Source organism: Paenibacillus sp. HW567 (assembly GCF_000374185.1).
Taxonomy (GTDB): Bacteria; Bacillota; Bacilli; order Paenibacillales; family Paenibacillaceae; genus Paenibacillus_AQ.
Genome location: NZ_KB910518.1, coordinates 5416045 through 5430687, shown reverse-complemented (window position 1 = coordinate 5430687; position 14643 = coordinate 5416045). Strand labels below are relative to the sequence as shown.

Below are 14643 nucleotides of genomic sequence, written 5' to 3'. Positions count from 1 at the left end.
GAAGTACTGGCGGTTCCTTATTGATCCCGCTGCAATGCCGCATGTTTGCCTGCGGTGTATCCCGTGGAGAAGGCGGCGGTAATATTGTAGCCTCCGGTATACCCATGAATATCGAGCACCTCGCCGCAGAAATAGAGCCCCTGCATCAGCTTCGATTCCATCGTTTTGGGATCAATCTCCTTTAGATTGACGCCCCCGCCGGTAACAAAAGCTTCTGCCAGGGAGCGTGTACCGTGCACATGAACAGGCATCCGCTTCAGCAGAGCCGCTATCGCCTGTTGCCCGCTTCTGGGCAACTGATGGCCGGTGGTATCGCCGCTCAGCCCTGCTTTGTCCAGCAGCAGCGGAATCAGGCGCTCCGGGAGCAGCCCCTTCAGCGAATTGCGGATCGCTTTCTTCGGCTCCAGATCCAGCTTGCCCTGCAACTGTGACTCCACCTCCTGCTGATTGAGATCAGGGAACAGGTCGATGGAGAGTTCTACGGTGTCTGTCCCTGTTTTGCGCTGAACCTGGCGCAGAAATTGGCTGCAACGCAGCGCAATTGGCCCAGACAGGCCAAAATGGGTGAAAATCATGTCGCCCCGGTGCGAAATTACCTTCTTGCCCTTGGGATTCCAGACCGTAAGCGTGACATCGCGTAGAGAGAGGCCCTGGAGCTCCCCCGCCTTGATCCATTCCTCCCGGGAGACAATGGGGACCTCCGTAGGGAAAAGCTCGGTGATGGTATGCCCTGCGGCAATGGCCCACGGATATCCATCTCCTGTAGAGCCGGTCTGCGGCACGGATTTGCCGCCGGTGGCGATTACAGCAGCGCCTGCGGTCAGCTTTTTACCAGAGGACAAAAGAACGCCTTCCACCCGTCCATCCCCGTACAGCACTTCCTGCACCGGACTATCCGTTATGATCTGCACACCGAGACTGCGAACTTTACTTACGAGTGCGGAGACGACGCTTGAAGCCTTATCGGAGACGGGGAACATTCGGCCGTTGTCTTCTTCTTTCAAGGCAATGCCAAGCTCCTCGAAGAAATTAATAATATCGAGATTGTTAAAGTGATCAAACGCGCTGTACAAAAAGCGGCCGTTGCCGGGAATATGGGCGATCAGCTCGGAGGTTTCCTTGACGTTGGTCACATTGCAGCGGCCGCCGCCGGATATGCCCAGCTTCCGGCCCAGCTTGGCCCCTTTATCCACCAGCAGAACGGCTGCTCCGCGCTCGGCGGCGGCGATACTGGCCATCAGGCCGGAGGGCCCCCCTCCAATGATGATCACATCGTAGTTGCTCATGAATATGCTCCTTTACATGTTAAGGCACTGTGAAAATCGGTGCTTCTCTAACCGCATCATACCATTCCGGCAGCGGATGGGCCAGGGCTGGGGGGCGGTGTTTTACATTGTCAGGAAAGCGCGGGTATGTTTTAATTTAAGAGAATAGGGTAATTTGTCCAATTTGAGGAGTGATTGCAATTATTTATGCTGTAAAGGATATTTTATTGCAAATCTCGGCGGCGTGCTCCTTTTTGTTCATGTTTCAATGGTGGCTGGATCAGAGCCACATTGTCCGCAGGAAACACAGGTTCCCGGACGACCAGTCTTTTTTGATTATCTGCTGTGCGATTAGCATTGTGTTCTGCATGATTCTGTCCACAACCCTGTTTGGGGCCGTTTATCTGAATTTAGCGATTTTACCGGCCTATATCGGCATTTTGTACGCAGGCTTCCGCTCGGGGATCAGCCTGGCTGGTTTTTTTCTGCTCTGTACCGCCTTATTTTCCGAGCCGCCCGGAACCACCCATCTGGTGCTGAATACAGGAGTGCTGTTCTATCCGCTATTGTTCGCGATCGCCAAATCTTTTAAGAAGGGCACACTGATGGAGAAGATCGGCATGTTATGGAGTGTTCTGTTCCCGAGCATGCTGTTTATTGTGCTTGCACCCAAAATATACGGCAGGAGCCTGTCCGAAGCCTACTCCAGTGAAATGCTTCTGCTCAGCATATATTTCCTGCTCGCGGTCATTCTGGGAGGGAGCTTTGTATATTTTATAGAAACCGCTTGGGATAGGCTGCAGTTCAAGGAACAGCTCAAGGGAATCTCAGAGAAATTTGAGCGGGAATCGGAGAAGCTGCAGCAGATCACTAATGTGGTGCCGCTTAATATAATGACACTTGATGATAACGGTTATGTGACAGACCTTAATGAATGTATGCTGAACCTGATCCGGTTCCACATTCCTCAGATCACCAGAGAGGCGATTATTGACCGGCCGGCCAGCCAGTTGATCCGCCATCCAATGGACGATACGATACGGCGTCTCTCGGAGACCTCCAATAAACAACAACGGTACAGTGAGAAGATTATTTATGATTCAAGAACCTATCATGTGTTCTCTGCTCCTCTGCAGCATGGAATCGGTGGAGGGTCAGGCGGAAGTGTGATGATTGTCCAGGATTTGACCGATGAGGAGAAGCTCCGCAGCGAGCTGGACCACGTGGAACGGCTAACCCTGGTCGGGCAGATGGCGGCTGGAATTACCCACGAAATCCGCAACCCGATGGCGGTTGTGCGCGGATTTCTGCAGCTTATGCGGGAGAAAAGCCCCGGAGAGCTGGACTCCTATTATCAGATTGTGATGGAGGAGCTGGACCGGGCCAACGGTATCATCAATGATTTTCTATCATTGGCGCAGAGCCGGATCTCGGACAAGGAGACTGTGCAGCTCCATCATATAATAGAAGAGCTTACTCCGCTCCTCTGGGCAGACGCCAACCTTCGCGGCCAAAGCGTGGAGCTGAGATTATGCCCGTCGCTGCCGCTGCTCCAGTTAAATAAGAGAGAGATTAAGCAGCTCATTCTCAATTTGGCCCGCAACGGCATGGAGGCGATGGAGGCTAAGGGAGTGCTGGTTCTGGAGACACAGATAAGCGCGGACCGGGCAGAGCTGATTATACGGGATACGGGAAGCGGCATTCCGCAGAGTCAGCTTGACAAGCTGTTTGTGCCTTTTTTTACTACAAAAAGCCAGGGAACGGGCCTTGGATTGCCGCTGTGCCTGAGTATCGCCGAACGGCATTATGGCACAATTACGGTGGATTCCCGGGAAGGGGCCGGCACGGCGTTCACCGTATCGTTGCCATACGGGCAGGAATACAGGCTGGATGCCGCGGCTGCCAAGGAATAAAGACATATGCACAGGCTCCTGTGTTATGCAGGAGGGACGGGTCTTTTAGTTTGCTTTCACAGAGTATGTATGTATAATAAAGTTAGTAAAATTTAATGGATTAAAGGAGAGTGCCAAGAATGTCCATGTCATTCAACCAATATATGAAAGATTCTATTCAGCCAATGCGTGATGATCTGACAAGCATCGGGTTTCAGGAGCTGTTGACTCCAGAAGAGGTGGAAGCCGCTTTTCCCGCCGCCAAGGGAACTTCACTTGTTGTCATTAATTCCGTCTGCGGGTGTGCTGCCGGTCAATGCCGTCCCGGTGTAGCCCAGGCGCTGCAAAATGAAATTCTGCCGGATCACTTGTTCACTGTATTCGCCGGACAGGAGAAGGAAGCCACCGCCAAAGCGCGCGAATACTTTGCTCCATATCCGCCTTCTTCGCCTTCCATCGCTCTGATGAAGGATGGGGAGCTCGTTCATTTCATCGAACGTCATGGGGTAGAAGACCGTTCGGCTGCCGAAATTGCCGCTGAGCTGAAGGATGTATTCAACCGTCTGTGCCAATAAAATAATTGGGTATCATAGGTCTCGCAGGCAACCGGAAGTCCGGCGGTCTGCGGGATTTTTTGGTTTTTGTTGAAGACGACGAAACGGGGTGTCTTGATGAGTATGCAGGCAGAGATTATAGCCGCCCTTGGGGTAAAGCCGTCCATTACGGTGGAGGCAGAGGTGCGGAAACGTGTGGATTTCTTGAAAGCGTATGTGCTGGAATCCGGGGCAAAAGGACTGCTGATCGCCATTAGCGGCGGGGTGGACAGCGCGGTGGCCGCAGGACTGTGCAAGCAGGCGACGGATGAGCTTACCGCCGGGGAAGGCAAGGAGTATATCACGCTTGGCGTCTTCCAGCCTTATGGTGTTCAGGAGGATATCGGGCACAGTTATGCAGTGGCTGAGGCCTTCAAGCTGGCCCATACGGTGGAGACTAATATTGAGGATACTGTTAACGAAATTGCGCTGGAAGTCGAGCATAGCCTGAAATCGCTGGGGCAATACCGTCACCTGACACATCAAGGCAAAGGCAATGTAAAAGCGAGAACCCGCATGGTCATGCAATATGCGCTTGCCTTCGAGAATAACCTGCTGGTAGTGGGAACAGACCATGCTTCCGAAGCTATAACCGGTTTCTATACCAAGTGGGGGGATGGTGCAGTGGATATTACGCCGCTTAGCTCCCTGAACAAACGTCAGGTGCGCCAGTTGGCTGAATTTCTTGGAGTACCTGCGGATATTGTGACCAAAGCGCCGACGGCAGGCCTCTGGCCGGGACAGACGGATGAGACCGAGCTGGGCGTGACTTATGATGACAACAGTGATTATCTGGAGGGCAAGCCGGTCAGCCCCGAAGTGGCGGAGAAGCTGGAAGGCTTCTACCGGAGAACCGCGCATAAGCGGAATGCGATTCCAGGCATCTAAAGGCTTGTGACAAAAGAACCGCCGGGGAAGCTGTGATTCTTCGCAGACTTTGCGGCGGTTCTCTATAATTGTGAGACGGTTACCCGGCTAAGATGTTGTTAATGAACTCTTCGGTAGCGGCTATCGCCTGCTCCAGTTGTGGGGTAGCTCCGGCAAAAGGATGGACGGTGCCAAAGGTGTGATTGCCGCCCGGTACTCTCACCCAGCCGATGTCCGGGCGGAGCCTGACGAGCTGCTCCGATCCGCGCTGCAGCTTCTCGCCGTCCTCGCTTCCTTGAATCAGAACGGCCGGGAAGCTGGCCTGCTTCATCCGCTCCAGGATATTGTACCGCTCTGCCTGCTGCTCCAGATCCTCCATGATTACGGCATCCAGTGGCATCTGCTGGCCTGTCCGCCCATTGAGCACATGTGTCCGGCCCGCTTCTCTCATTTCTTGCTTCTGATCCTCCGTGAGCAAATCAAGATTGGTTACACCGTTCCAGGAGATGACACCGGCAATTTCATCCGGATGGTCCAGGGCGTACACCAGGCTGATACCGCCCCCCAGACTGTGTCCCAGCAGGAATACCGGCAGACTTCCGAACTTGTGGTGCTGGCTGAGATAGGAGAGCAGAATCTCCATATCCTTGATCTCGCGCTGGGCGGTATTGCGGGCGAATTTCTCAAGCTCAGTGAAATTCTGCGGGTCCTCGCCGATCCCGCCATGGGAGAAGTTGAAGCTGATCACCTCATGCTCACGGCTCAGCGCAGCGGCGGCGTAAGGGAACATGCCCCAGTCCTTAAAGCCCTTGTATCCGTGTGCAATAACAATAAGGCTCTTGGCTGCGCTTTGGGCAGGGAAATGGGAGCAGCGGAGGAGGGTGTCCTCTCCGGCAGGCAATTCAAAATTACGGGTCATAGGGTAATCTCCCTTTTTGTCAAAATATAAGATTAGGACCGGAATAGACTTTGGCGGTTTTTTCTTCTAAGATAGCAGAAAGAACGCGCTAAGACTATCATCTATAGCATTTACAAACCGTGAATATTGGCTATCTTTGTAAAGAGCATTCAGGAAGATCATACCATCACTACCCCCGTTAAGGATAGAAGGTATATTATAGCGGTTAACGACTGCACGTCCATGAGGAGCGTGGGATTTTTGATTTACGGAATCGGACATGATGTGCTGGAAATTCAGCGGATTAAAAATATAGCTAGCCGGGGGGCTGGCTCCAAATTTATCTCCCGCATTCTTACAGAGCAGGAGCTTGTACTGGCTGAGCAGCGGGGCGGGAATTCGGCGGAATTCATCGCCGGACGGTTCTCGGCCAAGGAAGCGGTGGTGAAGGCGTTTGGCTGCGGCATCGGCGCAGAGGTGGGGTTTCTGGATATCGAAATTCTGCCTGATGCGCACGGCAAGCCTGTAGCAGCACTCTCGGAACAGGCTTGGCACCGGCTTCATCTGGCGGAGCGGGAATATACGATTCATCTTACGATTACACACAGCCGTGATTTGGCCTCGGCGTTTGCTGTGGTGGAACAAATCAATCGGAGGCAAGGAGAAGAATGATGACAACGAATCAGCAGCAGGAGCAGGCGCAGCAGGAACCCAAGTTGTATTTCAGCCGCTATCTGCTGGAATGGTATCAAGGACAGAAACGGGATTTGCCTTGGCGGCGCCACCGCAATCCATACTACATCTGGATATCAGAAATCATGCTGCAGCAGACGAGAGTGGATACGGTGATTCCTTACTTCAACCGTTTTATCGAGCGTTTCCCTACGGTGGAATCCCTTGCTGATGCGCCGGAGGAGGAGGTACTGAAGTGCTGGGAGGGGCTGGGGTACTACTCCCGCGCCAGGAACTTGCAGCATGCAGCGCGGCAGGTGAAGGAGCAATACGGCGGGCAAGTGCCGGATGACCGCGATGCCGTGTTTGGCCTCAAGGGTGTTGGCCCCTATACGGCAGGGGCGATTCTCAGCATTGCCTTCAACCGGCCTGAGCCTGCGGTGGACGGCAATGTCATGCGGGTGCTGTCCCGGTATTTCCTGATCGAGGACGATATCGCCAAGGGGCCTACCCGCGTGAAAATGGAGCGCCTGGCGGCAGAACTGATCCCGGAGGGAGAGGCCTCGCATTTCAATCAGGCGCTGATGGAGCTTGGCGCGCTGGTCTGCACGCCGAAATCACCGCGCTGCCTGCCCTGCCCGGTGATGAAGCACTGCGCCGCGCGGCTGGCGGGCTGCGAGACCTCGCTGCCCGTCAAGACCAAGGCCAAGCCGCCGCGCCCGGAGGAGCGGCTGGCGGCCCTGGTGGAGGGCCGCGGCGCACACGCGGGCCGGGTGCTCATCCGGCAGCGGCCATCCAGCGGGCTTCTAGCCCGCATGTGGGAGCTGCCGCACTGGCCTGCGCCGCCTGCGGAGGGCGGCGTGACCGGGGCGCTGCCGCCGGAGGCCGCAGCGCAGGACCGGCTGCGCCGGTCCCTGCGGCAGGCCGGGATTGCCGCCCGGCCTGAAGGGCACTGGATGGCTGCGGAGCATACGTTCAGCCATATTGTGTGGACCCTGCAGGTCTACCGCTGCGGGGAAGAGGCCGCCGGCAGCCTGCCTCTGGCGGCGGAAGGGCGCGCGGCTTACAACGCGGAATCTGCCGGTAGCGGCAATATTCCGCCCGATTTGTTCGCCGCTGACAGCTCCATAGAGCTGTTCGCGGACGGAAGCGGAAACCCCGGGGACGGGGGAGCCGTAAGGTGGATCAACCGTGAGGAAATGGCAAACTATGCGTTTCCGAACGTGTTTTTGAAGCTGCTGAACAGCTACTTTGACGAACAGGCTGCTACGTAGCAGGGACAAAGGTATCTCTTAGCGCATAGGCCGCGCAAGAGATACCTTTTTTGTTACGGCAAAAATGCCGCTACTGAAGCCGCGCTGGGCGATACGCCCAGCACCAATGGTAGAAATGCCGTTAATGCACCCGCGCCGACCGGGTACGCCCGCCAACAACGGCAAAACTGCCGCTACTGAAGCCGCGCCAGCCGATACGCCCGCCAACAACGGCAAAACTGCCGNTACTGAAGCCNCGCCAGCCGATACGCCCGCCAACAGCGGCAAAACTGCCGTTACTGAAGCCACGCCAGCCGATACGCCCGCCAACAACGGCAAAACTGCCGCTACTGAAGCCGCGCCAGCCGATACGCCCGTCAACAGCGGCAAAAAAGCCGCTATTGCACCCGAACCGGCCGATACGCCCAGCAACAGCGGCAAAAAAGCCGCTTTGGATTTGCCCCGCAATCCGCTCAGGAATCCGGCAATAAAAAAACCCCGCCCTCCACATAACCGTGGATGGCGGGATTTTTCTTGAACAGCCTTTTATTTTGCGCTGTCGTAGCGTTTGCCGACTTCTTCCCAGTTTACTACATTCCAGAAGGCTTTGATGTAGTCAGGGCGTTTGTTCTGATAGTTCAGGTAGTATGCATGCTCCCATACATCCAGTCCAAGGATCGGAGTTGCGCCTTCGCTGATTGGGTTGTCCTGGTTCGGTGTGCTGGTAACCGCCAGCTTGCCGTCTTTAACTACGAGCCATGCCCAGCCGCTGCCGAAGCGGGTAGTTGCTGCAGTAGCGAAATCTTCTTTGAATTTATCGAAGCCGCCGAGCTCGCTGTCAATCGCAGATGCCAGTGCGCCGGTTGGAGCGCCGCCGCCATTTGGTCCGATAACTTCCCAGAACAAAGTGTGGTTGGCATGTCCGCCGCCATTGTTGCGAACGGCAGTGCGGATAGCTTCCGGTACAGCGTTCAGGTCTGTGAGAAGCTCGTCGATGCTCTTGCTTTGAAGTTCAGGTGCCTTTTCCAGAGCGGCGTTCAGGTTTGTCACGTATGTGTTGTGGTGTCTGTCATGGTGAATTTCCATCGTCAATGCGTCGATGTGCGGTTCAAGTGCGTTGTTCGGGTAAGGAAGTGCCGGTAATTGAAATGCCATGGAAAAATCCCTCCTGAGTATATTGTAGTTGTATAGATAAAGAATTTTGGCGGTCTTGGCGTCAAAACCCCTTATTTCCAATGGATCTTATAGGTTATTTACCCGATAAGATACTTTTATTAAACCGTATTTGGAACAATAATGCAACACTAAATAAACAAAAATGTTTAAAAAGTGAGTTCGGCGGGAAGCTTGCGGCAAGTGTTAACGCCGTGTTAATGTCATAGTCTTCCGCTGCGGAACCGCGTTTACACCGGGTTAATTACCTTATTAAGAAATATGTGTAAGTAAATCTAATGTAATCGCTTTATATTAAGCGCTTTCAAAAGAAAAATGGTGATAACACAAGAAAAGTATGCTTTAATAGACTTAAAAGCAGGTATTCCTCGGTTTTTGATGATTGAAGAAGCTGCTGACCTCCTTAACATTAGGTTAATACTTCTCTGATCATAAGAAAAGCTTTTGGGATTGATGGATTCGCCGATTTCCTCGGGCTGGCGTCCATATTGCTTTTCTTTGCTGTTTCCTCTCACACCGTCGTTACGGGAGCTTCCTTCTTTTTGTTAAATTCTAAGCCATAGAAAAGGGAGATTTTAAAGAATGCACTTTCGTTCCTTTCAATTAAGCGACGTTACCCCTGTAACTGAACTGCTGCAGACCGCATTATCTGAAGAATGTTTCGAGAGCACTATGGAACCTTTCTCCAGGCAGCTTTCATGGGATTCCGATCTCATTGTAGTAGCCGAAGATGAAGGAGAGATTGTTGGTGCGCTGATTGGTACGATTGAGAAGAATCACGGCTGTTATTTCCGCATTGCCGTCCATCCCGATTACCGCCGCCAAGGGGTTGGCAGAGGTCTTGTATCGGCGATGGAGCACAGATTCCAGGCGCGTAAGGTCAGCGGTATTTTTGTAGCCGTTGATGAGCATAATTCCTTTGCACTGCCGCTGTATGAAGCAATGGGTTATGACGAGAACCACATCTTCAAATCCGTACGTAAGCTCAGCATTGTCGGATAACGAACTTCGGTTTCGGTACTGCGTAAGCGGAAACATTTACTAGAATAGAGAACTATAGCGACCTGTACGACTGCATGATTGCCCGAGCGATTGATGCCTTAGCGCGTACTTGCATAGTCTGTTTCATTATACTGAAGCATATCCACCGTCCATTGCAAATGGCTGGGAGATATGCTTTTCTATTGTTATGGATTTATAATTCCAATTGAAGCTAGAGGGTGGCCTATGAACCGGGAGCTTGAAGAAAATTCCCTGCGGAGCCGTAAGCAAAGATACCGATCTGTCACACATCAGCGTCCCGGATTGCTGCCGGGAAAAGGCTGGATCGCGGAACTGCGGGATTGGATCATTACCGCCGCTATAGTATTTGCAATGATGTCGCTGCTTAACATCTACGTGTTCAATATCTCTACCGTTGTAGGCCAGTCCATGCAGCCGACGCTGCTGGAGGGCGAGAAGCTGATTATTAACAAAATAATTTTGACGTTTGCCAGCCCCCACCGGGGGGATGTTGTTGTTCTGCACGACCCCAGCCTGGGACCGGACCGTAAGGAATATTTGGTGAAACGGGTCGTCGGAATACCCGGAGATCGCGTCGAGGTGCGGGGCCATAAGCTGTATGTGAACGGCAAACTGGCTGACGAGCCTTATGTAAATTCGCAGATAGAGGACTCCGATTTCTCGCAGCTTACGGTGGAAGAGGGAACCTATTTTGTGATGGGCGATAACCGGCATGCCGGAGCCAGCAAGGACAGCAGGTATTTTGGCGCTGTTCCGCAGAGCCGTATCGTCGGCAAGGCTGCTTATATCTGGTGGCCTTTTAACAAAATGAACGCATTATAACAGAAGGAGAAGGCGGAAATGAATAACAACATCCAGGCATCTTACGCTCCCCCGCCTTCGAAGTGGGAAGATCTCAAAGCTGAAATTAAGGCGGCCGCACCGGCGCTTGGTATTGACGATATCGGGTTTGCTACTGCGGAGCCGTTTTTATATTTGAAAAATATTCTTCAGGAGCACCGCGATAACGGCTATGAATCCGGCTTCGAGGAGCCTGATCTGGACAAGCGGACCATTCCCGCCCTGAAGTCCGGTGAGCAGCCGCAGTCTATCATCGCGATCGCTGTAGCTTATCCATCCAAAATGCAAAACCCGCCCAAGTCGGAGCCGGGCGCACGCCGGGGGATTCTGGCCCGGTCCTCCTGGGGCAAAGACTATCATCATGTGCTGCGGGAGGCGCTGGCGAAGCTGGATAGCTTCATCCGGGAGCGGGTGCCGGGAGCGGAGCTGGACAGCATGGTGGATACCGGTGTGCTGGTGGACCGCGCGGTAGCTGAACGTGCGGGAATCGGCTTCAGCGGCAAAAATTGCGGCATCATCTCCCCCAAATGGGGCTCATGGATCTATCTGGGGGAGATGGTGACGAATATCCCGTTCCCGCCGGATGTCCCGGTGCAGGAGGGCTGCGGGGACTGCACGAAATGTATTGATGCTTGTCCGACCGGGGCGCTGGTAGGCCCGGGTGAGCTGAATGCCCAGGCCTGCATCTCCTACCTGACGCAGACCAAAGGATTCCTGAGCGAAGAGTATATGACCAAGATCGGCAACCGGCTGTACGGCTGCGATACCTGCCAAATCGTCTGCCCGCATAACCGCGGGAAGAATTGGAGCCACCGCCCGGAGCTGCTTCCTGATCCGGAGATTGTGAAGCCGCTGCTGCTGCCGATCCTTGAACTCAGCAACCGTGAGTTCAAGGACCGGTTCGGCAGCAGTGCGGCAGCCTGGCGGGGCAAGAAGCCCATCCAGCGCAATGCGGTGATCGCGCTTGGCAATTTCAAGGAGGCCGGCGCTGTGCCGAAGCTGACTGAAATTGTGCTGCGGGAGACCCGGCCGGAAATGCGCGGAAGCGCGGCCTGGGCGCTCGGGCGCATCGGCGGGGCAGAGGCACAGGCGGTGGTAGAGCAGGCGTTGCACCGCGAAGAGGATGCCACGGTCCGGGAGATGCTGGAGCGGGCGCAGGATAAGCTGCGTAAGCAGGAGGAGGCATAGGGGCTATGCGGGAATCTTCTGCCACCAATGGCCCGCCGCTGCTCAGCTCAGCAGCGCTAAGTCTATGCCCAAGCAGGTTCGGCGTTTGCAGGGAGGCCCACCCGTTGGGCCTGCCCGTAAGTGCCGGAGCCTGCTTTTTTATGCATTTTGTTCAGAATTTCATCTTCATGTTGCCACCGCATGGCCCTCTGCTTGTTCTCCGCTTTACATAATCCTCCTGTTCTCTTTACGTTCTTCTAATGCTCATAAATTATGCTGAAACATGAAATATACATCGGTGGGGTATTGTAGGGAGGAGGTTCAAGCTATCGCTCTTTTCCCGGTCAGACGCAGCATGCCGCTTCGGCAAAAAATTCAAATCAGCAACATCCTTATCGTCTCACTGGCGCTTGTTTTCTTTATTATAAGCATCTACCGGATTGTATTTAACCAGACCCTGGAGAGGACAACCGCAAGCTCGCAGCAGGAAGTGAACCTGGTGAAGAAGTCGCTGGCAACCATGTTTCTCTCCGTGCAGAACTTTTCCAAGTTCGCCTTAATCAATCAGGACACACAACATGTGCTGAGTGAGAATACAGGAGCAGGCTCCGATGTATCCGCTCTGAAATCCATACATAATACGCTGGCTGCGATGCTGGAGACGGAACCGAATATCGACTCTGTCATCATAGAATCCGGAAGCGGAGAGTTATATTACACCTCCAACCTGACGGGTGTATCGCTGCAAAGCCTTGACGTCTATCCAAGGGAAAAGATTGATTCGGCAAGGGGCGGAGCCGTCTGGGTGGATACGTTCCGGCCGTCTTTTTACTCTGGCATGAAACGCAAAAATATGATCGGCCTGGGCAGAGTCATTATGAGTATGGAGAAAGGGACTCCCCTGGGTTATATCTATGTAAATATGGACGAGCGGACACTGGCCCGGCTATACCAAAATGGGCAGGGTGCTCAGAATCCTACAATGGTCATCAACGGAGATGGCCTCATTGTATCCGCAAGTGATCAGTCGCTGGTAAGCCGGTCGGTCCGGGGATACTCCTTCTCGCAGTGGGTCCGGGCAGGGGATGAGGGCAGCCGGATTTTTGACGTGGCCGGAGTTACATATCTGGTCTCCTTCCAAAGCCTTGAGCCATACGGCTGGAAGGTTGTCCATCTGGTTCCGACTTCAGCGCTGACCTACGGGTATTGGAAAATCGCCCTGCTGATGATCGTCTTCGGGCTGATCAGCATGGTGACGGCGGTGGGGCTGTCTATTGTGTTCTCGCGGCTGCTGACCCGGCCGCTTAAGCGGCTCAGCGAGGCGATTGTCGAGGTGGGAGCCGGAAACCTCAATATGCGCGCACCTGCCGAGACTGACGATGAAATCGGACGGCTGGGCGCAACGTTCAATGAAATGGTTGACCACATTCAGGGGCTGGTCCTCCGGGTAGAGGAGGATGCGAAGACCAAGCGGCTGCTGGAGCTGCGGCTGCTGTATTCACAGATCAAACCGCATTTTCTGTATAATACGCTGGATACGATACGTTCGATGGCAGTGATGGCGAACGCCAAAGAAATCAGCAATATTCTGCGGGCGCTAGGTGAGTTCTTCCGCAGCTCGCTTAACAACGGACAGGAGCTTATTGCGGTTGCGCAGGAAAAAAAGCATCTGCAAAGCTATCTGTATATTCAACAAATCCGCTTCAAAAAGCTGAAATACCATATTGAGTTCGAACCGGAGATAGAGGCCTGCAGAGTGCCGACGATGCTGCTGCAGCCCCTTGTCGAGAACGCCATTCATCACGGCATCAGGGAGATGCCGGACGGAGGGCTGTGTGAAATCTTCGGTTATGCTGAAGGCGAGGGGGAGCAGGGCAACCTCATCTTTATTGTGCGTGACAACGGCAAAGGCATGGATGAAGAGCAGCAGCAGCGTATCTGGTCGAACGAGGGGGAAGGCGAGCTGTACAGCTTTGGCCTCAAAAATATCCAGGACCGGATTCAATTGCGGTTCGGCGGGTCCTATGGCATTGAGCTTTCGTCTGAGCCCGGCAAAGGAGTGGAGGTACTGCTCCGCTTGCCGCTGATCCTGAACACGGACGACCCGGAGGAGGTTGATGAATAGCCTATGAGCACACTGCCGGCAAGCCGCGTCTTGATTGCGGATGACGAATACTATTTCAGACAGCTTCTGATTCATCTGATCGACTGGGACGCTGCCGGCTTCGAGGTGGCGGCCGAGGCAGAGAATGGTTCAGAAGCTCTGAAGATTATGAAAGAGCAGCCGATTGATCTCATGATTACGGATATTGAAATGCCGCATATGAGCGGGCTGGACTTCGTAAAGGAGGTCCGTGCCCTGAATTCTTCCGCCAAGCTGATTTTCATTACAAGCTACGACAACTTCAATTATGCACAGAGGGCCATTTCGCTTGGGGCAAGCCATTATTTGCTGAAGCCCATTGATGAGACGCAGCTTGAACAGGCACTGGGCGGAATACGCGCTGAGCTGACCGAGAAATGGGAGGGGCTGCGCTACATTGACCGCTTGAAGCGGGAGGCGGGTTATACTCAAGCGACGGAACCGGGACTGCTGCCGGGAAGCGGGAACCGGCTGATCCGCGAAGCGGTTGCTTTTGTGAATGAGCGTTACGCCGATGAGAATCTGTCACTCCAGCAGACAGCGGGCACCCTGTTCGTGAACCCGAGCTATTTGAGCCACACCTTCAAGAAGGAGACCGGCGAGTCTTTTGTAGAGTATGTGACCAATATCAGGCTAGGCAAAGCGATGGAGCTGCTGCGGCACAGTTCCTTTTCCGATGAAACGTCGGTCCCCAAGATTGCGACAATTGCCCATCAGGTGGGCTATAGCGACCCATTCTACTTCAGCAAATGCTTCAAGAAGAAATTCGGGATTACTCCAAACAAAGTGAACAGCGGGTTGATTGTGGACAGACATTGACCTGCTGCTGCCAAGGTCCGGTTATTCAGCCGGGCTTT

12 protein-coding genes and 1 pseudogene are annotated in these 14643 nt (G+C 53.9%); 10 read left to right on the top strand and 3 right to left on the bottom strand.

Annotated elements, in window-relative coordinates; translation table 11 throughout:
• Positions 1–17: 17 nt before the first annotated feature.
• Entirely contained in the window at positions 18–1286 is a 1269-nt protein-coding gene (locus B212_RS0124085; RefSeq protein ID WP_019913742.1) for an NAD(P)/FAD-dependent oxidoreductase, read from the bottom strand.
• A 170-nt stretch (positions 1287–1456) separates the two neighbouring features.
• Between B212_RS0124085 and B212_RS0124080 the strand changes: the two genes are divergently transcribed.
• The 3 genes from B212_RS0124080 to nadE all read left to right on the top strand — a co-directional run bounded on the left by B212_RS0124080 (position 1457) and on the right by nadE (position 4638).
• The gene (locus B212_RS0124080) at positions 1457–3178 is read left to right on the top strand and encodes a two-component system sensor histidine kinase NtrB (RefSeq protein WP_019913741.1); all 1722 of its coding nucleotides are present in this window, start codon (positions 1457–1459) and stop codon (positions 3176–3178) included.
• Positions 3179–3297: 119 nt separating this feature from the next.
• Positions 3298–3732, top strand: a complete 435-nt coding sequence (locus tag B212_RS0124075) for a BrxA/BrxB family bacilliredoxin (protein ID WP_019913740.1) — start codon at positions 3298–3300, stop codon at positions 3730–3732.
• A 96-nt stretch (positions 3733–3828) separates the two neighbouring features.
• Positions 3829–4638: an ammonia-dependent NAD(+) synthetase gene (gene nadE / locus B212_RS0124070; protein WP_028531023.1), complete on the top strand. Its 810-nt coding sequence runs from the start codon at positions 3829–3831 to the stop codon at positions 4636–4638.
• Between the two features lie 79 nt (positions 4639–4717).
• On the opposite strand, the gene B212_RS0124065 is transcribed toward nadE, so the two are convergent.
• Positions 4718–5536 carry an alpha/beta hydrolase family protein gene (locus B212_RS0124065; RefSeq protein WP_019913738.1) on the bottom strand — a complete coding sequence of 273 codons (819 nt, stop codon included), beginning with the start codon at positions 5534–5536 and terminating at the stop codon, positions 4718–4720.
• A 240-nt stretch (positions 5537–5776) separates the two neighbouring features.
• Here B212_RS0124065 and acpS point away from each other — a divergent pair, with 240 nt between their 5' ends.
• Positions 5777–6187, top strand: coding sequence for a holo-ACP synthase (gene acpS, locus B212_RS0124060; protein WP_019913737.1), 411 nt, complete (start codon positions 5777–5779; stop codon positions 6185–6187).
• Positions 6187–7461 carry an A/G-specific adenine glycosylase gene (mutY, locus tag B212_RS0124055; protein ID WP_019913735.1) on the top strand — a complete coding sequence of 425 codons (1275 nt, stop codon included), beginning with the start codon at positions 6187–6189 and terminating at the stop codon, positions 7459–7461. The genes acpS and mutY overlap by 1 nt, the downstream gene beginning before the upstream one ends.
• Before the next feature lie 525 nt (positions 7462–7986).
• On the opposite strand, the gene B212_RS0124045 is transcribed toward mutY, so the two are convergent.
• Positions 7987–8595, bottom strand: a complete 609-nt coding sequence (locus B212_RS0124045) for a superoxide dismutase (RefSeq protein ID WP_019913733.1) — start codon at positions 8593–8595, stop codon at positions 7987–7989.
• Positions 8596–9195: 600 nt separating this feature from the next.
• Here B212_RS0124045 and B212_RS0124040 point away from each other — a divergent pair.
• The 5 genes and pseudogenes from B212_RS0124040 (at position 9196) to B212_RS0124015 (ending at position 14605) form a co-directional block, all read left to right on the top strand.
• A complete protein-coding gene (locus tag B212_RS0124040) occupies positions 9196–9615 on the top strand; it encodes a GNAT family N-acetyltransferase (protein ID WP_019913732.1) in 420 nt (139 codons plus the stop codon).
• A 225-nt stretch (positions 9616–9840) separates the two neighbouring features.
• Positions 9841–10458 (top strand): signal peptidase I, encoded by a 618-nt coding sequence (gene lepB / locus B212_RS0124035; protein WP_019913731.1) that lies wholly within the window; start codon positions 9841–9843, stop codon positions 10456–10458.
• A gap of 18 nt (positions 10459–10476) precedes the next feature.
• A pseudogene (gene queG, locus B212_RS0124030) lies at positions 10477–11661 on the top strand (tRNA epoxyqueuosine(34) reductase QueG); the annotation flags it as partial.
• A 265-nt stretch (positions 11662–11926) separates the two neighbouring features.
• Positions 11927–13768: a sensor histidine kinase gene (locus B212_RS33395; protein WP_084673344.1), complete on the top strand. Its 1842-nt coding sequence runs from the start codon at positions 11927–11929 to the stop codon at positions 13766–13768.
• A gap of 3 nt (positions 13769–13771) precedes the next feature.
• The gene (locus tag B212_RS0124015) at positions 13772–14605 is read left to right on the top strand and encodes a response regulator transcription factor (protein WP_019913727.1); all 834 of its coding nucleotides are present in this window, start codon (positions 13772–13774) and stop codon (positions 14603–14605) included.
• Positions 14606–14643: the final 38 nt, after the last annotated feature.

Excerpts from the sequence above, each read along its gene's own strand:
- B212_RS0124085 (WP_019913742.1), bottom strand. The coding sequence starts at position 1,286 with ATGAGCAACTACGATGTGATCATCATTGGAGGGGGGCCCTCCGGCCTG.
- B212_RS0124075 (WP_019913740.1), top strand. The coding sequence starts at position 3,298 with ATGTCCATGTCATTCAACCAATATATGAAAGATTCTATTCAGCCAATG.
- nadE (WP_028531023.1), top strand. The coding sequence starts at position 3,829 with ATGAGTATGCAGGCAGAGATTATAGCCGCCCTTGGGGTAAAGCCGTCC.
- B212_RS0124065 (WP_019913738.1), bottom strand. The coding sequence starts at position 5,536 with ATGACCCGTAATTTTGAATTGCCTGCCGGAGAGGACACCCTCCTCCGC.
- mutY (WP_019913735.1), top strand. The coding sequence starts at position 6,187 with ATGACAACGAATCAGCAGCAGGAGCAGGCGCAGCAGGAACCCAAGTTG.
- B212_RS0124045 (WP_019913733.1), bottom strand. The coding sequence starts at position 8,595 with ATGGCATTTCAATTACCGGCACTTCCTTACCCGAACAACGCACTTGAA.
- B212_RS0124040 (WP_019913732.1), top strand. The coding sequence starts at position 9,196 with ATGCACTTTCGTTCCTTTCAATTAAGCGACGTTACCCCTGTAACTGAA.
- lepB (WP_019913731.1), top strand. The coding sequence starts at position 9,841 with ATGAACCGGGAGCTTGAAGAAAATTCCCTGCGGAGCCGTAAGCAAAGA.
- B212_RS33395 (WP_084673344.1), top strand. The coding sequence starts at position 11,927 with ATGAAATATACATCGGTGGGGTATTGTAGGGAGGAGGTTCAAGCTATC.
- B212_RS0124015 (WP_019913727.1), top strand. The coding sequence starts at position 13,772 with ATGAGCACACTGCCGGCAAGCCGCGTCTTGATTGCGGATGACGAATAC.